The 20,969-nt window shown below is 73.6% G+C and carries 17 protein-coding genes and 1 pseudogene; 9 read left to right on the forward strand and 9 right to left on the reverse strand.

Annotation, left to right across the window (positions count from 1 at the left end):
- Positions 1-45: 45 nt before the first annotated feature.
- From murJ to FB558_RS14485, 7 genes and pseudogenes are all read left to right on the forward strand, one after another.
- Positions 46-1,683 (forward strand): murein biosynthesis integral membrane protein MurJ, encoded by a 1,638-nt coding sequence (gene murJ / locus FB558_RS14455; RefSeq protein ID WP_246106430.1) that lies wholly within the window; start codon positions 46-48, stop codon positions 1,681-1,683.
- 45 nt (positions 1,684-1,728) lie between these two features.
- Complete coding sequence (locus tag FB558_RS14460) at positions 1,729-3,438, forward strand: protein kinase family protein (RefSeq protein WP_142052936.1); 1,710 nt, start codon at positions 1,729-1,731, stop codon at positions 3,436-3,438.
- Positions 3,439-3,497: 59 nt separating this feature from the next.
- Complete coding sequence (gene sigM, locus FB558_RS14465; protein WP_142052958.1) at positions 3,498-4,040, forward strand: RNA polymerase sigma factor SigM; 543 nt, start codon at positions 3,498-3,500, stop codon at positions 4,038-4,040.
- The gene (locus FB558_RS14470; RefSeq protein ID WP_142052959.1) at positions 4,037-4,816 is read left to right on the forward strand and encodes a hypothetical protein; all 780 of its coding nucleotides are present in this window, start codon (positions 4,037-4,039) and stop codon (positions 4,814-4,816) included. The genes sigM and FB558_RS14470 overlap by 4 nt, the downstream gene beginning before the upstream one ends.
- A gap of 128 nt (positions 4,817-4,944) precedes the next feature.
- A pseudogene (gene trxB, locus FB558_RS14475) lies at positions 4,945-5,835 on the forward strand (thioredoxin-disulfide reductase); the annotation flags it as partial.
- Positions 5,762-6,304: a thioredoxin gene (trxA, locus tag FB558_RS45900; protein WP_484290645.1), complete on the forward strand. Its 543-nt coding sequence runs from the start codon at positions 5,762-5,764 to the stop codon at positions 6,302-6,304. The pseudogene trxB and the gene trxA, both read left to right, overlap by 74 nt.
- A 197-nt stretch (positions 6,305-6,501) precedes the next feature.
- Complete coding sequence (locus tag FB558_RS14485) at positions 6,502-7,659, forward strand: N-acetylmuramoyl-L-alanine amidase (protein ID WP_142052965.1); 1,158 nt, start codon at positions 6,502-6,504, stop codon at positions 7,657-7,659.
- 55 nt (positions 7,660-7,714) lie between these two features.
- On the opposite strand, the gene FB558_RS14490 is transcribed toward FB558_RS14485, so the two are convergent.
- On the reverse strand, positions 7,715-8,416 hold the full coding sequence (locus FB558_RS14490) for a GNAT family N-acetyltransferase (RefSeq protein ID WP_246106431.1): 702 nt from the start codon (positions 8,414-8,416) through the stop codon (positions 7,715-7,717).
- A 234-nt stretch (positions 8,417-8,650) separates the two neighbouring features.
- Between FB558_RS14490 and FB558_RS14495 the strand changes: the two genes are divergently transcribed.
- Positions 8,651-9,961, forward strand: a complete 1,311-nt coding sequence (locus tag FB558_RS14495) for an aminotransferase-like domain-containing protein (protein ID WP_246106533.1) — start codon at positions 8,651-8,653, stop codon at positions 9,959-9,961.
- 42 nt (positions 9,962-10,003) lie between these two features.
- Positions 10,004-10,960 (forward strand): D-alanine--D-alanine ligase family protein, encoded by a 957-nt coding sequence (locus FB558_RS14500; protein WP_142052967.1) that lies wholly within the window; start codon positions 10,004-10,006, stop codon positions 10,958-10,960.
- 4,609 nt (positions 10,961-15,569) lie between these two features.
- Here the strand turns inward: FB558_RS14500 and FB558_RS14505 are convergent.
- The 8 genes from FB558_RS14505 to rpmH all read right to left on the reverse strand — a co-directional run bounded on the left by FB558_RS14505 (position 15,570) and on the right by rpmH (position 20,859).
- Positions 15,570-16,625, reverse strand: coding sequence for a ParB/RepB/Spo0J family partition protein (locus tag FB558_RS14505; RefSeq protein WP_246106432.1), 1,056 nt, complete (start codon positions 16,623-16,625; stop codon positions 15,570-15,572).
- A 2-nt stretch (positions 16,626-16,627) separates the two neighbouring features.
- Entirely contained in the window at positions 16,628-17,560 is a 933-nt protein-coding gene (locus FB558_RS14510) for a ParA family protein (protein WP_142054224.1), read from the reverse strand.
- A gap of 23 nt (positions 17,561-17,583) precedes the next feature.
- Positions 17,584-18,222, reverse strand: a complete 639-nt coding sequence (rsmG, locus tag FB558_RS14515; protein WP_246106433.1) for a 16S rRNA (guanine(527)-N(7))-methyltransferase RsmG — start codon at positions 18,220-18,222, stop codon at positions 17,584-17,586.
- Between the two features lie 73 nt (positions 18,223-18,295).
- Positions 18,296-18,808 (reverse strand): Jag family protein, encoded by a 513-nt coding sequence (locus FB558_RS14520; RefSeq protein ID WP_142052970.1) that lies wholly within the window; start codon positions 18,806-18,808, stop codon positions 18,296-18,298.
- 94 nt (positions 18,809-18,902) lie between these two features.
- The gene (gene yidC / locus FB558_RS14525) at positions 18,903-20,072 is read right to left on the reverse strand and encodes a membrane protein insertase YidC (protein WP_142052972.1); all 1,170 of its coding nucleotides are present in this window, start codon (positions 20,070-20,072) and stop codon (positions 18,903-18,905) included.
- Positions 20,066-20,350 (reverse strand): membrane protein insertion efficiency factor YidD, encoded by a 285-nt coding sequence (yidD, locus tag FB558_RS14530; protein WP_142052974.1) that lies wholly within the window; start codon positions 20,348-20,350, stop codon positions 20,066-20,068. Before yidD ends, yidC begins: the two co-directional genes overlap by 7 nt.
- A complete protein-coding gene (gene rnpA / locus FB558_RS14535) occupies positions 20,343-20,702 on the reverse strand; it encodes a ribonuclease P protein component (protein WP_142052976.1) in 360 nt (119 codons plus the stop codon). Before rnpA ends, yidD begins: the two co-directional genes overlap by 8 nt.
- Before the next feature lie 13 nt (positions 20,703-20,715).
- On the reverse strand, positions 20,716-20,859 hold the full coding sequence (gene rpmH / locus FB558_RS14540) for a 50S ribosomal protein L34 (protein ID WP_075952533.1): 144 nt from the start codon (positions 20,857-20,859) through the stop codon (positions 20,716-20,718).
- Positions 20,860-20,969 lie beyond the last annotated feature (110 nt).

Genomic DNA, 20,969 nt, shown 5'->3' on the forward strand with positions numbered 1-20,969 from the left:
GGAGCGGAGCGGAGGCGATCAGAAGCCGTCACCGAGCAGATCCCCGTGGTGGCGGCGCAGGCGAAGCGCGCGGAGCCCTCCCTCGGCCGCTCGAGCGGCCTGATGGCGCTGGGCAGCCTGGCCAGCAGGCTCACCGGGTTCCTGCGCCAGGTGGCGTTGTTCACCGTGCTCGGCGACACGGTCCTCAACGACTCCTACACCGTCTCGAACACGCTGCCCAACATCGTCTACGAGCTGCTGATCGGCGGGGCGCTGAGCAGCATGATGATCCCGCTGCTGGTGCGCGCGCAGAGCGAGGACCCCGACGGCGGCGAGGCCTACACGCGCAAGCTGCTGACGCTCGCCGGCACGGCGCTGCTGGTGGCCACGGCCGCGGGCCTGCTCGCTGCACCGCTGCTCACGCGGCTCTACCTGGGCGGGCAGACCACGGGAACGGCCGACCCGGAGCTGGCCACGACGCTCGCCTACATGCTGCTGCCGCAGGTCTTCTTCTACGGCCTCGGCGCCCTGCTCGGGGCGATCCTGAACAGCAGGGGCTCCTTCGGCGCGTTCGGCTGGGCCCCGGTGCTCAACAACGTCGTGGTGCTCGTCGTCGTGGGCGTCTACCTCGTCGTTCCCGAGTCCGCGCAGCTGCTCGTGCTCGGCGTCGGCACGACGCTCGGCATCGCCGTCCAGACGCTGGTGCTGCTGCCCGCCGCGCGCCGGGTCGGCTTCTCCTACCGCCCGCTGTGGGGCTGGGACGCCCGCCTGAGCCGCGCCGCCGGGCTCGGGGTGTGGGCCGTCCTCTACGTGCTGATCGGGCAGGCCGGCCTGATCGTCACCACGCGGGTGGCGTCGGCGTCGGCCGAGGGCGCGGTCGCGATCTACACGAACGCGTGGCTGCTGCTGCAGGTGCCCTACGGCGTGCTCGGGGTCTCGCTGCTCACCGCGCTGATGCCGCGCATGAGCCGCGCGGCCGCCGAGGGCCGCACCGACGACGTCGCCGCCGACCTCGCGCTGGGAGGCAAGCTCGCCTCGGTGCTGCTGGTGCCGATCTCGGTGCTGCTGACGGTGTTCGGCACGGAGGTCGGGGTCGCGCTGTTCGGGCTGCGGTCGGGCAACCTCGACGGCGCGACCCAGCTGGGGGCGGCGCTCGCGGTGTCCGCGTTCGGGCTGCTGCCCTTCGCGGTCACGATGCTGCAGGCCCGCGTCTTCTACGCGCTGTCGGCGCACCGCACGGCCACCCTCGTCCAGCTCGCGGTGGTCGCCGTGAAGATCCCGCTGATGCTGGCCTGCCCGGTGCTGCTGCCCGCGCAGGACGTCGTGCTCGGGCTGGCCGTCGCCAACAGCGCCTCGTTCCTGGCCGGCGCGGTCCTCGGCCAGGTGCTGCTGCGCCGCAGGCTGGGACGGGTCGCCACGGGCGCGGTCCTCGGCACCGCGGGGCGCACGCTGCTGGCCGCCACGGCGGGCATGCTGCTCGCCGCCGGGGTCGTGGCGCTGCTCGCCGGACCGCTCGCGGGCATGGCCCCGCTCGGGCGGGCCTGGAGCGTGCTCGCGGTCGCCGTGATCCTCGGCACCCCCGTCACCCTGCTGGGGATGTGGGCGCTGCGGGTGGCCGAGGTCACGGCCCTCGTGCGGCGACTCGAACGGCTCGTCGACCGGGGGAAACCTCGGCGTGGCCCGACGGGCTCCAGTAGGCTCTGACCGGGGCGGGGTGTGGTCCGCGCGAATGCCGGGGAGGGCGGAGCGGTGAGTGAGTTGGCGAGCCCACCGTCCGGTGCGGCCACGCCTGGTGAGACGTCCGAGGAGGCCCCGCTGGTGCCGGAGCAGCAGCGCGCCGACGGGAGCGCGTCCGACGTTCCCACCGTGCGCACCACGCCCGCCCACGACGTCCCCACCGCTCCCGCGGTCCCACCCGTTCCGTCAGGCACGATCGCGGGAAGCCTGCTGGCCAGCCGGTACCGGCTGCGCACCCGCGTGGGCACCGATCCGGCCGCGTGCGCGGAGTTCTGGCGGGCGGAGGACACCATCCTGCGCCGCGACGTCGCCGTCACCGTGCTGCGCAGGCCCGCGCCGGGCGCGGTGCTCGACGACGACCTCACCGACGTCGCCCGTGCCGAGCAGATGGTCGTGCGGGCGTTGCGCTCCGGGAGCTTCGAGCACAACGGGTGCGCCCGCCTGCTCGACGTCCTCACCCCGGGTGCCTCCACCGTCCCCGAGGACGTGCTCGGCGCCGCCGTCACGGAGTGGGTGCCCGGCCGCAGCCTCGGCGAGGTGGTGGCCGACGGCCTGATCAAGCCGCTCGCCGCCGCCCGCGCCGTCGCCCCGCTGGCCGCCGCGGCCGAGGCCGCGCACCGGCACGGCCTGGTGCTGGGCTGCGACCACCCGCAGCGGGTGCGCATCACCCCCGACGGGCGCGCGCAGCTCTGCTTCGCGCTGCCGCGCTCGAACGTCACGCCCGCCGACGACGTCCGCGGCCTCGGCGCCGTGCTCTACACGCTGCTCACCACGCACTGGCCGCTGTCCTCGGCCGACGCCGCGCGGGCCGGGCTCGCCGCGGCGGAGCGCACCCCCGGCGGCGCGCTGCTGCCGCCGTCGGAGCACCGCCCCGGCGTTCCCGTCGAGCTCGACACCCTCACCAGCGGCACCCTCGGCCCCGACGGCGCCCCCGGTCACGTGCACACCGCCGCCGCCGTCCAGCGCCTGCTCACCGAGGTCGTCGCCGAGGACGACCGGATGGCGCTGTTCCCGCCGGCGCACGACGGCGTCCCGTCGGCGCCCGGCGACGTGTGGCAGGAGCGCAGCCGCAGCACCACCCCCAGCGACCCGCAGCGCCGCCGCAAGATGACGATCGCGCTCACCGCGCTCGGCGCCGCGGTGCTCATGGTCCTGGGCTACCTCGGTGTCCAGCTCGGCGACATGTTCGTGGAGAACGGCGGGCCGCCCATCGTCGTCGACGGCGCACCGGTGCAGCCCTCGCCCGGCACGGAGCCGCAGGTGGCCGCGAGCCCGGCGGGCCCCACGGTCGCGGTCGCAGGCGTCGACGTCTACGACGAGGTCGGTGACCGCGACAACGCCGACCGCGTCACCCGGGTGATCGACGGCAACCCCGCCACCGCGTGGAACACCTCGAGCTACTTCCAGCAGTTCCCGGCCCTCAAGCCGGGCGTCGGGATCATGGTCTCGTTCGCGTCGGCGGTGCAGCTGTCGGAGCTGGAGATCGACTCTCCGAGCCGCGGCACCGTCGTCGAGGTCCGTTCCGCGCCCACGGCCGACGCGTCGCTGGAGGACACCGAACGGATCGCCGAGGCCACGCTCGACGCCGGGCGCACCCCCGTCTCGCTGGACGGCAGCCAGCCCGTCGAGCACGTGCTGATCTGGATCACGAAGCTGTCGGGCGGCGGCTCGGAGCACACCAGCGAGATCGGCGAGATCGAGTTCCGGCGCGCGGGCGTCTGAAGCGAACGAGTTCTCCCGAACGCCCACGGGAGGAGGGTCCCCCAACCTAGTCTCCGCTCGTGGGCCCGACCGACGCGGATCTGCTCGCCGCGCACCGGGCGGGCGACGAGCATGCGTTCGGCGAGCTGGTCAGCCGCTACCGGGCGAAGATGTGGGGCATCGCGGCGCGCACGCTGCAGCACCCCGAGGACGCCGCCGACGCCGTGCAGGAGGCCCTCGTGTCGGCCTACCGCAGCGCGGGCAGCTTCCGGGGTGATGCGTCGGTCCGCACGTGGCTGCACCGCATCCTCGTCAACGCCTGCATCGACCGGATCCGGCAGGAGCGCAGGCGCGGCACCGTGCCCGTGGCCGAGGTCGAACCGCGGCACCAGCGCGGCGACGTCGGGGCCGAGGTGGTCACGCGCCTGTCCGTCGAACGGGCCCTGGCGGCGCTCCCGGCGCCGCAGCGGGTGGCGGTGGTGCTGGTGGACGTGCAAGGTTGGCCACTGCACGAGGTCGCCGAGATCCTCGAGGTCCCAGTCGGCACGGTGAAGAGCCGCTGCGCCCGGGGCCGCGTCCGGCTGGCCGTCCTGCTGGGCCACCTGCGGGAGGAGGAACGATGACCGGCGGATCCGATCCCGAACCCCTGGTCGACGTCCTCGCCGACCTCGACGCCGACCGGCTCGACCCCACCACCGCTGCCCGGGTTCGGGCCGACGCCGCCGGCGATCCGCACGCCGCCGCCGTGCTGAACGCACTCGCGGCCACCCGGGCCGATCTGGCCGCGCTCGCCGATCCACCGGTTCCGGCGCACCTCAGCGCCCGCTGGGACGCGGCGCTCGCCGCCGAGCAGCAGGCACGCCCGCCGGGCGGTGCACCGTCCGCCGGCGAGGCGCCCGCGGATCCACCGCGTGCCACGGCTCCCGGGCCGGCCTCGGGCGCCGGGAGTCCTGCGGTCCGGCGGCGGCCGTCCGGGTGGAACGGTGGGCGCCGCCGATCCGGCCCGCGACGATCCGGGCCGGGCCGGCTGCGCCCCGCGCTCGTCGCCGCCGCCGTGCTCGCGGCTGCCGTCGCCGGGGGTGTGCTCTGGGCACCCGCGCCACCGTCGATCGAGGAGGTCGACCTGGTGGCCACGGGGCTCGCCGTGCGCGGTGACCTCGACGTCGGTGGGCTGGCCGACCCGCAACGGCGCAGCGGATGCCTGCGGGAGGCGGCGCCACCGGGGGTGGCCCCCGACGCGCAACTGCTGGGCGGGCGCGACGTCGTCCTCGGTGGCCGCCCTGGCGTGCTCCTCCTGCTCGCCACCGGCCGGCTCGGACAGCTGGACGTCGTCGTCGTCGACCCGCACTGCGGACCCGAGGGCGGCACGCTCCTCGGCGCGCAGCGCATCGGCGGGTGACTCCGCTCACGACCGCCCGGTGAGCCCCCACCCTCCCCGGAATGCCGGTTCCTGGGATCGTGTTACAGGGCCTGTAAGCGACGAGGGAGGACGATTCCGTGAGCACCGACCCACGCAGGGGCGACGACGTGCGCGAACTGATCATCATCGGGTCGGGCCCGGCCGGCTACACGGCGGCGGTCTACGCCGCGCGCGCCCAGCTGCGCCCGCTCGTCTTCGAGGGCACGCAGTTCGGTGGCGCGCTGATGACCACCACCGAGGTCGAGAACTACCCCGGCTTCGTCGAGGGGATCATGGGTCCCGAGCTCATGGAGCAGATGCGCGGTCAGGCCCAGCGCTTCGGTGCGGAGCTGCGCGCCGAGGACGTCGAGGACGTCTCGCTCGAGGGTGAGATCAAGACCGTGCTGGCCAACGGCGTCACCTACCGCGCCCGTGCGGTCATCCTGGCGATGGGCGCGGCCGCCCGCTACCTGAACGTCCCCGGGGAGCAGACCCTCCTCGGCCGCGGTGTGAGCGCCTGTGCCACCTGTGACGGGTTCTTCTTCCGCGACCAGGACATCGCGGTGATCGGCGGCGGCGACTCGGCGATGGAGGAGGCCACCTTCCTCACCCGCTTCGCCCGCTCCGTCACCATCGTCCACCGTCGCGACGAGTTCCGGGCCTCCCGGATCATGCTGCAGCGCGCGAAGGACGACCCGAAGATGCGCTGGCGCACCAATGCCGAGGTCGTCGAGGTGCTCGGCGAGGGCAGCGTCTCCGGGCTGCGCCTGCGCGACACGCAGACCGGTGAGGAGTCCACCCTCGACGTCACCGGCATGTTCGTCGCCATCGGCCACGACCCGCGCAGCGGTCTCGTGAAGGACGTGCTGGCCACCGACGAGAACGGGTACGTGGCCGTCGAGTCGCCGAGCACGCGCACGGCCATCCCGGGTGTCTTCGCCGCGGGTGACCTCGTCGACCACACCTACCGGCAGGCGGTCACGGCCGCAGGCTCCGGCTGCGCGGCGGCCATCGACGCCGAGCGCTGGCTCGCCGAGGGCCCGGTGCCCAGCGAGCTCGCCGGCGGCGGCTACGGCGCCGTTTCCGAGCAGGTCGCCGCCGTCACCGGCTGACACCCACCACCGACGTCCTACCGGCACTTCCACCGAAACGGAGAACCCCATGGCCAACACCGTCGAGGTCACCGACGCCTCGTTCGAGAGCGCCGTCCTCAACAGCGACAAGACAGTCGTGGTCGACTTCTGGGCCACCTGGTGCGGGCCGTGCAAGATGGTCGCCCCCGTGCTCGACGAGATCGCGGGCGAGAACAAGGAGAAGCTGACCGTCGCGAAGCTGGACATCGACGCCAACCCGGCCACCGCCCGGGACTACCAGGTGATGTCCATCCCCACGATGATCGTGTTCAAGGACGGCAAGCCGGTGAAGCAGATCGTCGGAGCCAAGCCGAAGGCCGCGCTGCTCTCCGACCTCGCCGACTACCTCGGCTGACACGCACGACACGCCGCGATGCCCCGCCCCGGATCCCGGGGCGGGGCATCGCCGTGCGCACGGTTTATCACGACACGAACACGCCTGGACACGGCCCGCTGTCCGTGCAACTGCAAGCGGCAGGGCACAATGGGCCCCGGCCCGGCGGGGCGGGCCGGACCGGGAAGAGCGAGCCACGACCAGTGAGCGAGGGGTGCATGCAGCTGCTGCGCCGAGGTGACAGCGGTCCGGGTGTCGTCGAGATCCGTTCCACGCTGCGACGGTTCGGCCTCCTGACGGCCACCCCCGCCGGCACACCCGAGGACCACTTCGACACCGACGTCGAGGAAGCGGTCCGTGCCTTCCAGCAGCAGCGCGGCCTGATCACCGACGGGCTGGTCGGGCCGGCGACCTACCGCGCGCTGCGCGAGGCGGGCTGGCAGCTCGGGGACCGGATGCTCGCCCTCATGATCTCCGCACCGATGAGCGGCGACGACGTCGTCGCTCTGCAGGAGCGGCTCCTCGAGCTCGGGTACGACCCGGGCCGAGCAGGCGGCGTGTTCGACGAGCAGACCGAAGCCGCGCTGCGGAAGTTCCAGCGCGAGTACGGCCTCGTCCCGGACGGGCTGTGCGGACCGGCCACGCTGCGCTCGCTGCGCCAGCTCGGCCGGAAGGTCACCGGCGGCCGTCCGCACCTGCTGCGCGAGCAGGAGCTCCTGCGCCAGGCCGGCCCGCGGTTGCGCGGCAAGCGCATCGTCGTCGACCCGGGTCACGGCGGGCCGAACCGCGGTGTCGTCGTCGCGGGCGTCGCGGAGGCCGACATCGTGTGGGACCTCGCCCGTCGCCTCGTCGGCCGCATGGCGGCCACCGGGATGGACGCGATGCTGTCGCGGCAGGAGGACACCTGCCCCACCGACCCGGAGCGCGCCGCCCTCGCCAACTCCGCGGGCGCCGACGTCGTGCTGTCCCTGCACACCGACGCCAACCGCAGCATGCACGCGCACGGGCTCGCCACCTTCCACTTCGGCAACGGCTCGGGCGCCACGTCCACGGTGGGGGAGGCGCTCGCCGGCTTCATCCAGCGCGAGCTGCTCATCCGCACCGGCCTGCAGGACTGCCGTTCCCAGGCCCGCACCTGGGAGCTGCTGCGGCTCACCCGGATGCCGGCGGTGCGCGTCGAGATCGGGTACCTCACCCACCTTGGCGACCGGCGCAAGCTGCTCGACCCGGCGTTCCGCGACATCGTGGCCGAAGGCATCCTCGTGGCCGTCAAGCGGCTGTACCTGCTCGGTCAGGACGACCAACCGACCGGAACGTTCACCTTTTCCGACGTTCTGGCGCGCGAACTCGAGCGCGGCGGCGCTCAGGCGATCTGAGAACCGATCATGACCCGGCTCGGGCCCATCGGGTTCGGGCCCTCCCACGGGGCCGTCAGCGTGGCGTACAAAGCGCCCTGAACGCGCCGCTGACGGTCGCTCCCGCGCGGGTCGGTACCCGAGGTAGGGGCTCGGAGCGGACGCCGCTGGTCTGCATCGGGATCGTGATGCTGCCGAGGAGCTGCTCGAGCGCGGCCTCGACGTCTTCCTTCCACGTCATCGCCGAGCGCAGCTCCATCCGCAGCCGCGGGTAGCGCGGGTGCGGGCGGATGGTCTTGAACCCGACGCCGCGGAGGAAGTCGGCGGGGATGAGGCAGCCGGGCTCGGTGCCGGGACGCTGCTCGCCGAACACCTCGATGGCCTTGACGCCGCGGCGCGTCAGGTCGCGCACGACCGTCTGCGCCAGCATGCGCCCGAGCCCCTCGCCGGAGAACTCGGGCAGCACCTGCATGGTGGTGAGCAGCACCGCATCGGCGCTCACCGGGCCGGTGGGCATCTCGGTGGCGCGCGGCACCGCGGACGGCGGCGCGTAGATCACGTAGCCCGCCGGCGCCCCGCCCATGTAGACGACGCGGCCGCACGAGCCCCACTCGAGCAGGACCTCGGAGACCCACGCCTCCTTCTCCAGCTCCGTGGAACCGAAGTCGGCGGCCTGCGAGCCCAGGTGCTCGGAGAGCTCCCAGAAGACGCACCGGCGGCACCGCTTGGGCAGATCGTCCAGATTGTCCAGGGTGAGTGCCGCCACGTGCCAGGACAAGACCAACCTCCGGCGGCAGACCACGGGTGAGACGCCGTCGCTCGACCGCGCCGACGCGACGACGATAGATCGATCCGGCTCCGCACGACAGCCTACCTGCTGCGACCGGTGGCCCACCCACGACGATCGGCAGGAGATTCCTCCATCCTGGTTACACTGAGGCCCCGCCATCGAGGATCCGGGAGGTCCACCGTGCCGCAGCCGGCCACGCCACCACCACCGTCCGACGCCGCCGTGCCCGCGGCCGGGGTGGCAGCGGCGGCGGCAGCGGCGGCGCCCACGGAGCGGTTCGCCGCCCGCACGGCCGGGATGACGGCCTCGGAGATCCGCGCGTTGTTCGCGGTGGCGAGCCGGCCCGAGGTCGTCTCGCTCGCAGGCGGCATGCCCAACCTCGCGGCCCTCCCGCTGGAGTCGCTCGCCGCGGAGGTCGGGAACCTCGTCGCGCGCGACGGGCAGGTGGCCCTGCAGTACGGCTCGGCGCAGGGTGTTCCCGCGCTGCGGGAGCAGATCTGCGAGGTCATGGCGCTCGAGGGCATCCGCGCCGACCCGGACGACGTCGTCGTCACCGTCGGCTCGCAGATGGCGCTCGACCTCGTCACCCGCATCTACTGCGACCCGGGCGACGTCGTGCTGGCCGAGGGCCCGTCGTACGTCGGTGCGCTCGGCAGCTTCGCCGCCTACCAGGCGCGCGTCGTGCACGTCGCGATGGACGAGCACGGTCTCGTCCCCGAGCTCCTGCGCGACGCGCTGCGGTCGCTGGCGGCCCAGGGGATCACCCCGAAGCTGCTGTACACGATCCCGAACTTCCACAACCCCGCCGGCGTCACGCTCGCGGTGGAGCGGCGCGCCGAGGTGCTCGAGATCTGCGCCTCCTACGGGGTGGCGGTCGTGGAGGACAACCCCTACGGCCTGCTGGGCTTCAGCGGTCGCACCTACCCGGCGCTGCGCTCGCTCGACCGCGACGTCGTGTACCTCGGATCGTTCTCGAAGACGTTCGCGTCCGGACTCCGCGTCGGCTGGGCCCTGGTGCCACCGGCGGTGCGGGACCGGCTCGTGCTCGCGGCGGAGTCCGCCACCCTGTGCCCGCCGAGCTTCACGCAGATGCTCGTGTCGCGCTACCTCGCGGGTCACGACTGGCGCAGCCAGATCAAGACGTTCACGGAGGCCTACCGGGAGCGGCGGGACGCGCTGCTCGACGCACTCGAGACCCACCTCCCCGACGGGTGCACGTGGAACGTCCCCGACGGCGGCTTCTACGTGTGGCTCACGGTGCCCGAGGGCGTCGACACCAAGGCGATGCTGCCGCGTGCGGTCACCGCGCGGGTGGCGTACGCGTCCGGAACCGGGTTCTACGCCGACGGGTTCGGCACCCGCCAGCTGCGGCTGTCGTACTGCTACCCGACGCCCGAGCGGATCACCGAGGGCGTGCGGAGGCTGGCCGGCGTGCTCGAGGCCGAGCTCGACGTCATGCGCACGTTCGGCACGCCTGCACGTCCCGCGCTCGGCGCGGGCGGCCCGCAGACGCCGAGCCCCAGCACGCCCTGACCACGGCTCGCCTGCCTGATCGCCGTAGCGCAGAATGCGGCGGTGATCGAACGAACGGTGGCCGTTCTGGCTGGTGGGCTCTCCCACGAACGTGAGGTGTCCCTGCGGTCGGGCCGCAGGCTGGCTGCGGCCCTCCGCGGCGCGGGAGTGGACGTCCGCGAGTGGGACGTCGACGGCGCGCTCGTCGCCGAGCTGCGCCGGGACCGTCCGGACGCGGTCGCGATCGCGCTGCACGGGGGAGAGGGCGAGAACGGCTCCGTGCAGGCGGTGCTCGAGCTGCTGGGCATCCCGTTCGTGGGCACCCCCGCTCCCGCGTGCCGGCGGGCGTGGGACAAGCCGACCGCGAAGGCCGAGCTCGCCCGGTCCGGGATCGACACCCCGGACTGGGTGGCCCTGCCGCACACCACGTTCCGCGCCCTCGGGGCCCAGACCGTGCTCGACGCCATGGTCGACCGCCTCGGCCTGCCGCTCATGCTCAAGCCCGACCAGGGCGGCTCCGCGCTCGGCGCTCAGGTCGTCGCGGCTCGCAGCGAGCTCCCTGCCGCGATGGTCAGCTGTCTCGCGTACGCCGACTCCGTGCTCGCCGAGCAGTTCGTGACAGGCACGGAGGTGGCGGTCACCGTCGTCGACGACAGCGACGAACCGCGAGCCCTGCCGCCGGTCGAGATCGAGGTCCGCGACGGCGTCTACGACTACACCGCGCGCTACACCCCGGGTACGGCGACCTTCCACTGCCCGGCGCGGCTGGACACCGAGACGCTCGCCCGGCTCGAGGAGACCGCGCTCGCCGCCCACCGTCTTCTCGGGCTGCGCGACGTGTCCCGCACCGACGCCGTCGTCGACCGGGACGGCCGTGTGCAGGTGCTCGAGGTGAACGTCTCGCCCGGACTCACGGAGACGTCCCTCCTCCCGACCGCGGTCCGAGCCGCAGGCATGAACCTGGGGGAGTTGTACGCCGCCCTCATCGAACGGGCCATCTCCCGTGGATCGTTCCGCTGAGGGTGTTTCACGTGAAACGGGCGAGCGGGATCTGGGGTGCGGCGCGCCTCCCTCCTGACGGCCGAGTGGGGGCACCACCCGCAGGCGTGCGCCGCCCACGCCTGGGTTCGGCGCGGCCGCTGATCCGAGGAAGTCGATCGAGCTCCGAGGGCCACAGCCCCTCCCTCTCGATATCCGGACGAGGCCGAGCGAGTACGGCGTCGGTGCGGGAGACCGTGCTGGAGTGCCCCAGCAGGGCGGCGAGCTCGGGCTCCCCGACGGCGACCTGCGCCGGCGTGGGCTCGTCATCATGTAGCTCAGGGAACCCACACTCGGCCCAGGCCCCTGGGTTGCCCGCTCCAGAATTCGCAGCAGGCGGCAGTGGGCCCGCACCGCGAGAGGCTCGCGGCTGCGCGAACGCCTGCCGCCCCAGCACACGTCGCCGTGAGCGGCTGCACTGCCTGACCTCCGCACCGGAGCGCGCTTCCTAGGCTGAGGGGCAGTGGAGGTTCCATCGTCGCGCACCCGCTCGCCACGCGCGGGTAGGCCGCAGTGGGCCTGGCCGAGATCGTGCGCGAGGCCGGTGTTCCACGTGAAACACCGGCTCGGGTGTCTGGCCCCCGGACCGGCAGGCGCGGCCACGTCGAGTTCCACAGTCGCAGACTGGCCGCAGCCCAAGGCGCACACGCGAGCTGCCGCCCGGCACGATTGCCGCTCAGGGGAGCCCGCGCCGGTCGCCGGCTGCGGGGTCTCGTCCCCGCTGGGAGCGATGCCCGTGCTGCGGCACACTCCGCAGCTGCGGACGCGGTCCGCGCAGTGGCGCTCCCGCTCCCCGCCGCTGCCCGCCGTGCTGCTGCGAGCTGGGCCGGGCGGACGCGCGCCGCCGTCGACGGTGAGCGGCGGGTCCGCAGCGCCGTCGAGGTGCCGGAGAGGCACACCGCGGCGTCCCTACTGTTTCCCCACCGCGGCCCCGGTCCTCGCGGCCTGCTCGGACAAGGGCAGTGACGAGGCGCCCGCTCCAGTCGCCGAGCACCGGTGCCGGGAGAGCGCAGTGAGACGGCTCAGCGCGTGCGGAACGAGGCCGAGGGACTCGCGCAGGACGGGCGGGCCGGCTGGCGACTCGAGACCCGGCTGGCGCCGTGGCAGCGATGGACACCGGAATCTGTCCGGGTGCCTGCACGGGATCGGAACCGGCGCGCCGGCCCCCTCCTGAGCCGGTCCACGAGTGGTTCTCCGGGAACTGAGCCGCGACGGTCCGGATTGAGCTGTCGATCAGCAGGGCTCCTGGCGCGTACTCGGCATCGACGTCCGAGCACGCACGGCGCCCACCCGCAAGCGCTCGCCGCGCGCCTCCCAGGCCCGAGTTGGGGAGCGCATCGGAGGCGGCAGCGAACGACGCGCCGCGGCCCGCGCGGTAACCGCGCAGGCCGTTTCACGTGAAACGGCACAGCCGCGATCTCGCCTCAGCCGGTCCGCGGTCAGCCGCAGAGCTGACACGTCACCCACGCGATGGTCGCCGCCCTCACTCCGCATTCCGATTGCCGACCCAGCCGTGCGGCTGCGTTGCGGCGGCGCGCCCGGAGCGGCCGAGTCGCATCGCCGCCGAGGTGGCCCGGATCCGCACCACCACCACCGCCAAGGCCGCCACAGCACCGGCCGACCTCATCCTCGGCCGCCTCATCTTCGAGGACGACCACCACTGAGGAGGCTGGCGGGCGTGATCGGTGCGTCAGGGTCCTCGCCGCCCCTTTCAGCGCTTCTCGCCCGGTGTGATCGCCAAGAGTGGTGCTAGAGCCGCAGACCTGCCGGTCTTGCACCGCTCCTGCCGATCATGGCCGCCCCCCTGCGTTCCGCGGAACGCGCCCGTGCAGACCCGGTCGACGTCATGGGTCTCCGGCCGGCGGTCGCAGACCCATGGTGTCGATGTAGTCGTGGATTCTCCCGTGGGCGGGCCGTTCCCGGCTCGACGCCACTGCCGCCCGCCCTGGCCCGGGTCTCCGGCGCAGTCGACCGATTCCCCGGTCCCCGCCCGTCGGCGAGGTGGGCCGGGTTGGGTCAACAACCGAGTGCCGTGGCCGGCCGGGCGGCCGTCCCCGACATGGCCCAGGCCTGTTCCGGACGAGAACGCCCCTGCCGGGCGGGTGCGCACCTGGCGGTGGTCCCGTCCCACCACTTGCGCATGATCATCGAACCGGTCCGCGGCCCATCCAGGCGCCCTTGATCGTCGGAATCGGGACATGCGCTGCACAGGTGCGGCTCAGGTGTTCTGCACAGGTGCGGCTCAGGTCCCTGCTCCGCTGATCGAGGCCGTGTCGATAGCGTTCTTGAACGGGACCACAGCAGGATGAGTGGCACCCTGCGGGAACGTTCTCGTCGTGGACCGGCCGGGGTCCGGTCGGGACGGCCGTCAGGGCGACCACGTCACCCGGTAGTTGCGCCAACCGGGCCACCCCCGACTACCGGCGGTCGGGCCGGGCGCTGGCCGACTGCGAGTGACGGCCGGGCGCGGGTGGGACAGCGGCCTCGAGCCGGGCACGGCCCGCCCACCGCAGCCCGCCCCACGGGTAGCCGCCATCGCCCCTCCGGAGTGTGGTCACGCACCCCGTGCCGGGGTACGCCCCGGATTCGGCCCGCGCGACCCGTCGACGGGATGCGTGGCGGCAGAAAGGGGGGCGTGGGCCGGCCGCCGGCTCGCGGATCGGCCGAGTGCCCACGCACCCAGAACGCCGCCGATGCGCCCGTGACGGCGGTCGGTTCGCCACCGATGTCCGCGCACACACCCGGACTCGGTTCACGCCGACCGGTCGGTGTACTCGACCGCCTGGCGGCTTTACACCGAACCCCGGGACACCGACCTCCTCCGTGATCGGCCCAGCCGGCCACCACCACCGCCGGCCGCACACCACCACGCAACGATCGGGTCCGCCTGCCCTCCACTGCCGCGCGCTGATCCGCACATCCCTGCGTCCACGATCGGTCCTGCGGCGACGAGCATCCGGTGCCGGCGATCACCCGCCGGCACGTGCACCCACTGCCCACGCGCCGCACACCGATCACGGCGAGCGCCACAACCGCGGTCGAGCCGGCGCGGACGTCACGACAGCAGCCCTCCAGGCGGCGCCGCCTCGGCGACGTCTCCAGCGCGCACGGCGTGGGAGAAGGGCTCAGCCTCCCGGACGTCCGCCTCATCAGGGGAGGGTGAGCCGAGCCAGCACGCGGGCCGGCGCCCGTGGACTCCCGCACACCCTGATAGGCGCGGCACGCCTCAGCAGTCGATCGCAGCCGCCGCAGTGGCGGTTCCCGGCGAGGGTGGGCACGCGTGAAGAGGACGCCGGCTCATCGCCTCCCAGCCACGGACGGATGCGGCGCGGCACTTGCCGCCAGGGGAGCGGCGGTGCCTCCTGGTGCCGCCCGCGGCGGGATCACAGATCCGCGTGCGTGATCGGGCGCCAGTAGTATCCGGCGGCGATTCCGCCGTACGATCTCCCGCCGCCGGTTCTCGATCTCCGTCAACGCCGGGTGTTTCACGTGGAACACCAGGCTGCTCACCGGGTCGATGGTCGCGCTGGGCTCCCGCACTCGGAAGCCATCGAACGCGCTGACCATGTGAGGCCCGGACCCGCCAGCGCGCCAACGGCGAACAGCACTCACGCCAGGAGGGCGCCGACTGCCACGCGCCGACCTGCCCGGCGAACCCGCTTCCAGAGGGACGGGAGGGGGCAAGCGGCTGCATCCGGCTCGGCGGCCCGCTCGACGCCCAGGTCTCCCCGCCGGCCCGATTCCACATGGTCGCGACGTCGCCGGTCGGCGGGGCGCACAACTGCGTGATGGCGCTCCGCGCGCCCGGCACCGCGCTCTGGGCGATCCCCGGGCACCTGGCCCCTAATCGCCCCGGGGCGCTACGCGATCCCGCGCCCTGGTGCGAGCCCGATCGCGGACGCGCTACCGGTACTCAGGCCACACCCGGAACCCGGTTCGAACCAGGACAGGTGCCGCCCGCGCCATCCGGTCGCCGGCCCTACACCTCGCCGACGAGCACGAGGAGAGAGCACCCGACTTCCACGAGGGCGACCGATCCAACCGCACGGTCGCACGGCACATTCGGCCCAACATCCGCACGAGGTCAGCCGGCCCGGGCGTGGCTCCGTGCGAGCGGCCCACTCGGGGACGAGCGAACACCCCTCGCGGCGGCGCCGCACCCCGCCGCCGGCAGGGAAAGCCCACCCCCGACCCGCACGGACCGAGCGCTCTGACCCGCGCCCGTCGTGGCCCTGCTCCGCCTCCGACCGATCCACCGTCCGGGTACCGCCGGGCCCGCACGGGAGAAAGCCCGTAAGACCGAGCATGGCCGGGAGCTCGGGCACCGTCCCGTGGTGCCGCCATCCCGCCCGCGCCGACCGGTCGATTCACCGAGGCGCCGCGAGGCCCGTCATGCGTCGTCCCACCGCTCGTCCCCGCGATCATCCCGCTGGTCCGCGGCGACTTCGCACGCACTCCCCGGGCCGGCTCGGTCCGTCGGTGGCCGGCCCGCCGACCGGGTGGCCCCGTAAGCGGGTCCGCAGCCCTTCCCGTCAACCCGACGAGAACGGGTACGGCGAGTCGGGTGGAGCCGACGCGGTGACAGTCGCGGTCAGCCGTCCGAGCGGTTCATCAGGCGCGCGATGCGCTCGAGGTCCTCCACCGAGCCGAACTCCACCACGATGCGTCCCTTGCGCTGGCCGAGCTCGACCTTGACGCGGGTGTCGTAGGCGTCGGAGAGCCGTTCGGCCAGGTCCTGCAGCCCAGGTGCCTGCATCTGCTTGCGGCGGGTCGGCTTCGCGGAGCCGGCGGGGGAGTCGCGGCGCAGCAGCACGACGGCCTCCTCGGTGGCGCGCACCGAGAGACCCTCCGCGACGATCCGGGTGGCGAGCTCCTCCTGCTGTCCGGCGTCCTCGATCCCGAGGAGGGCGCGCGCGTGCCCGGCGGACAGCACGCCGGCGGCGACCCGGCGCTGTACCGAGACCGGGAGCTTCAGCAGGCGGATCGTGTTCGTGACGACGGGACGGCTGCGGCCCAGCCGGTCGGCCAGCTCGGTCTGCGTGACCCCGAACTCCGCCAGGAGCTGCTCGTAGGCCGCAGCCTCGTCGAGCGGGTTGAGCTGGACGCGGTGGATGTTCTCCAGGAGCGCGTCGCGCAGCATCGCGTCGTTGCCGGTGTCGCGGACGATCGCCGGCAGCTGGGCGAGCCCGGCCCGCTGGGCGGCACGCCAGCGCCGCTCGCCCATGACCAGCTCGTACGAGCCGGGGGAGACCTCGCGCACCACGATCGGCTGCAGCAGCCCGAACTCGCGGATGGAGTGCTCCAGCTCGGCGAGCGCCTCCTCGTCGAACTGGGTGCGCGGCTGGTGCGGGTTGGGCCGCACCGCCGCAAGGTCGATCTCCCGGTACACCGCGCCGCCGACGGACGCCGGGCCGGACGGCTCGGCGGCCGCGTCCGGTTCGCTCGGGACGGGTGCACCCGGCATGGTGGCGATCGCCGGCTTGGGCAGCGCCGAGGTGGCGCGCGGGCCCGGGCCGGTGCTCGGTGCGCCCGCGCTCTCGGGCTGGGCGGGCGCGGTGGGGATGAGCGCGGCCAACCCGCGCCCGAGCCCGCCCTTGCGCTGGGGGGCCGGCAGCCGCGCCGGAGGGGTCTCGCGCTCGGTCATCATGACTACCGCCCGTCCTGGCGCTGGGGCACGTCCATCTGGGCGCCGCGCTCGGCGATCTCACGCGCGGCGTCGACGTAACTCATCGCACCGCGGGAGCCCGGGTCGTAGGCGAGCACCGTCTGGCTGTAGCCAGGGGCCTCGGAGACCTTGACGCTGCGGGGGATCACCGTGCGCAGGACCGTGGGGCCGAAGTGCCCGCGGACCTCGCTGGTGACCTGGTCGGCCAGCTTCGTGCGGCCGTCGTACATCGTGAGGAGGATCGTCGAGACGTGCAGCGCGGTGTTGAGGTGCGCGCGCACCAGGTCGATGTTGCTCAGCAGTTGGCCGAGGCCCTCGAGCGCGTAGTACTCGCACTGGATCGGGATGAGCACTTCCTTGGCCGCGACCAGCGCGTTCACCGTCAGCAGCCCGAGCGACGGGGGGCAGTCGACGAAGACGTAGTCGACGTCCAGCTCCGCCAGTGCCTCCTCGGACAGCGCCTGCTTCAGCCGGTTCTCGCGCGCCACCATGCTGACGAGCTCGATCTCGGCGCCGGCCAGGTCGATCGTGGCGGGGATGCAGAGGAGGTTCGGCGAGGCCGTGCTCACGGCGGCCGCCTCGGCCAGCCGGATCTCGCCCAGGAGGCACTCGTAGACCGACGGGGTGCCGAGGTGGTGGTCGACGCCGAGGGCGGTGCTCGCGTTGCCCTGCGGGTCGAGGTCGATCACCAGGACGCGGACTCCGTGCATGGCCAGCGCCGCCGCCAGGTTGACGGTGGTAGTGGTCTTGCCGACGCCGCCCTTCTGGTTCGCGACGGTCAGCACGCGCCGGTGCGTGGGGCGCGGCATCCGGTAGCGGTCGGGGTGCAGGACCCGCGCGGCCCGTTCCGCCTCCTCCGCGATGGGCGTCCAGCCCGGTGTTTCACGTGGAACATGCGGCGCCTGGTCCGGGGACATCTCGTACTGGGACACCTTGAACGTCACGCCTGCCCTCTCCTGCGCCGCGACGGGACCGGCCGACGGGTCTCCCGCTCGACGACGACCACCGTGCTCGGAGGATCGATCATTCCGGCACCGCACCGCTCGATCCAGGGGACCCCACCGCCGAGCCGCCTGACGGCACCCGTGTCGCGCTCCACCTCGTCCGCCGCGCTCGCGCCCTTGACGGCGAGCAGCCGCCCACCCGGTCGCAGCAGTGGCAGGCACCAGCCGGCCAGCCGGTCGAGGGGCGCAACGGCACGTGCGGTCACCACGTCGGCCCCCTCCCATCGCCGCCGCACCACATCATCTTCGGCCCGGCCGCGCTCCACGTCCACCGCCACGCCGAGATCCGCGATCACCTCACGCAACCAGTCGACACGACGGGCAAGCGGTTCCACGAGGACGACGTGCGCATCGGGCCGGGCAAGCGCCAACGGTATCCCGGGAAGCCCCGCGCCCGAACCCACATCCACCAGACGGGCGCCGTCCGGCAGCAGCGGGGCGACGACCGCGCAGTTCAGCACGTGCCGCTCCCAGACACGCGGCGCCTCGCGGGGCCCGATCAGGCCCCGCTCGACGCCGGACGTGCAGAGGTGCTCGGCGAAGCGGCGGGCCAGCGGCAGCCGGTCGCCGAACACGGCGACGTCGCGCGCCGCGTCCTGCCCCGTGTCCGGGGTGTCCGGACCGGAGCCGTCGGCGGTCGGAGGGGCGTCAGGCACCGCGGAAGACGACGACCTGCCGGCGCGGCTCCTCGCCCTCGCTCTCGCTGGAGACGCCCTTCACGCGGGCGACGGCGTCGTGCACGACCTTGCGCTCGAACGGCGTCATCGGCCGCAGGCGGACGGACTCGCCCGACTCGAGCACGTCCTTCGCGGTGCGGGTGCCGAGCTCGGTGAGCTCGTCCCGGCGGGCCTGGCGCCACCCGGCGATGTCGAGCATCAGCCTGCTGCGGTTGCCCGACGCCTGCTGCACGGCGAGGCGGGTGAGCTCCTGCAGCGCCTCGAGCACCGCACCGCGGTCGCCGACGAGCTTCTCCAGGTCGTCGCCGCCGTCGATGCTGACGATCGCGCGCCCCGCCTCGACGTCCAGGTCGATGTCGCCGTCGTAGTCGAGCACGTCGAGCAGGCGCTCGAGGTAGTCGCCCGCGATGTCGCCCTCCCGCACCAGCTGGTCCTCGCCCGACGTGGTGGCGGAGGGGGCCCCGTCCTGCGCAGTCTTCGGCACGATGCGTCTCCTCTCTGAACAGGTGCGTCGCGCACCGGCTACCGGGGCGCGACGCTGCAGCCACCGGTGCCGGCGACCGCGGGTGGTTCGTGGGTCAGCGGCGCTTGCGCGGGCGGCGCGCCGGCGGGCGGGTGCCGCCTCCGCTGCGAGCGCTCCGCGTGGTGGCGCTCTTGCCGCCGCTCACCCCGCTGGTGGCGCCGCTGCCGGCGTTCGCCTCGTCCGTCGCGCTGCCGTTCGCGCTGCCGTTCGCAGCGCCGTTCGCGCTGCCGTTCACCGCCTCGTCCGCCCCGGGAGCGGCGGCCTCACCGTCCGTGGTCTGCTTCGCGGCGCCCTGCTTGCGCGTCACCGGCTTGGCACCGGGGCGCTTCGCGGGCTTCTCGTCGGCATCCACGGCCTCGGGGCGGACCGGCTTCTGACCCGGACGGGGGGCGCGGGCCTGGCGCGTGACGGCGGCCTGCTCGCGCTTGGCGCTCTCCTCGGCGTCGATGCGCTTGTAGACGACGTACTGCTGGCCGAGCGTCCACAGGTTGTTGGAGACCCAGTACAGGAGCACGGCGAGCGGCAGGAAGGGCGCGCCCACGACCACACCGATCGGGAACACGTACAGCATCAACCGGTTCATGATCGCGGTCTGCGGGTTCTCGGCCTGCGCCGCCGTCTGGCGGGCGACCGAGTGCCGGGCGGTGATGTGCGTGAAGATGCCCGCGGCGATCATCAGCGGGATCATCACGATCAGCATCGACGCGACCGAGGTGCCGGCGGCGTTGAGGAACTCCTCGCCCTGCAGCACCCAGTTGCCGAGCTTCGCCCCGAACAGGTCGGAGCGGTTGAACGACTCGACCTCCTCCTGCCCGAAGAAGTAGTTCTCGGTGCGCGGCAGCCCGTCCTTCGTGAGCGGGCCGAACTCGCGCAGCACGTGGAACAGGCCGATGAACACCGGCACCTGCACCAGGACCGGGAGGCAGCCGCCGAGCGGGTTGACGCCGTGCTCCTTCTGGAGCCGCTGCATCTCCTCGGCCTGCTTCTGCCGGTCGTTCGCGTACTTCTTGCGGAGCTTGGCGATCTCCGGCTGGAACTCCTGCATCCGGCGCATCGAGCGCACCTGGTGCACGAACGGCTTGTACAGGATTGCCCGCAGCGTGAAGACCAGGAACATCACCGACAGCGCCCAGGCGATGCCGTTGTCCGGCCCGAGGAGGAAGCCGAACGCCTTGTGCCAGACCCAGAGGATGAACGAGACCGGGTAGTAGATGAAGTTCAGCACGGGGCTTGCTCCTCGAAGTGGTTCCGGGGCGAGCGCGGACGGCGCGGCGGCACCGGGTCGATACCGCCAGGGTGCCACGGCGCGCAGCGCGCCAGCCGCCGGACGGTGAGCCACGAACCGCGCAGCAGCCCGTGCACCTGCAGGGACTCGATGGCGTACGCGCTGCAGGTGGGGTAGAAGCGGCAGGTCGGAGGCAGCGCGGGCGACACCCAGCGCTGGTAACCGCGCAGGAGCGCGATCGGGATCCGCGCGAGCGGGGAGCGCCGCACGTCAGCCACGCCGTGCTCCGGACGCCTTGCGCAGCGCGCTGCCCAGGCCCGCGTCCAGGTCCTCGGCCAGCTCGGCCGAGGAGGCGGAGGACGCAGCGGGCAGCGCGCGTACCACGAGTCGCGCCCCGGCGGGCAAGGTGTTCAGCCGCGGGGCCAGCAGGTGGCGCAGCCGGCGGCTGACCCGGTGCCGGACGACGGAACCGCCGACCGCCTTGCTCACCACCAGCCCGGCCCGCGGCGCGGTGGGCTCGACGCGGCACTCGAGGTGGACGACGAGCCGAGGCCGGCCGCTGCGGCGTCCTCGCCGGAGCACGGACGCGAACTCGTCCCGGTGCGTGAGCCGGGACCCGGCCGGCAACACCGGAACGGCCGGATCAGGCGGAGAGCCGCTGGCGGCCCTTGCCACGGCGGGCGGCGACGATGGCGCGGCCCGCACGGGTGCGCATCCGCAGCCGGAAGCCGTGCGTACGGGCCCGGCGGCGGTTGTTGGGCTGGAAGGTGCGCTTGCCCTTGCTCACGGTCGGCTCTCCTGGTCGACGGCGATGCGGGGCAGGCCGTCGCTGATCATGATTCGCTGGTTCGGACGGTGGTGCTGGTGGTGCTTCGGCGCCCGTACGCCGACCGCGCG

It is taken from the genome of Pseudonocardia kunmingensis, from assembly GCF_006716445.1.
GTDB lineage: Bacteria > Actinomycetota > Actinomycetes > Mycobacteriales > Pseudonocardiaceae > Pseudonocardia > Pseudonocardia kunmingensis.